Source organism: Stieleria mannarensis, from assembly GCF_014154935.1.
GTDB classification, from domain to species: Bacteria; Planctomycetota; Planctomycetia; order Pirellulales; family Pirellulaceae; genus Stieleria; species Stieleria mannarensis.
In genome coordinates, this window is sequence record NZ_JACEHH010000258.1 from 1 (window position 1) to 221 (window position 221).

The following is a 221-nucleotide window of genomic DNA, read 5'->3' on the forward strand; positions in this document are numbered from 1 at the left end:
TCGATCGTTTCGAAGGATTTGAAACCGTAGGCCTTTTTCATCGCTAGCTTGGCTTTGTTATTAAAGCCTTCCACAGTCCCGTTTGAGACCTGCCCACGAGCTCGAAACCAGTTTAGCAAGACCTCTCGGTGTCGACGAAGTGTTCGTGCCATCTCTTTCATCGGCGCGATCTTTGAACGCATCGCTCGGGTGCACCATTGATCTAAGAATTTACCTGCCCA

General features: G+C 49.8%; 1 protein-coding gene. It reads right to left on the bottom strand.

The genetic code is table 11. The features are described 5' to 3' along the window. Nucleotides 1-221: transposase (locus H1B37_RS33255; RefSeq protein ID WP_182871562.1), on the bottom strand; the 221-nt coding region annotated here is incomplete at both ends.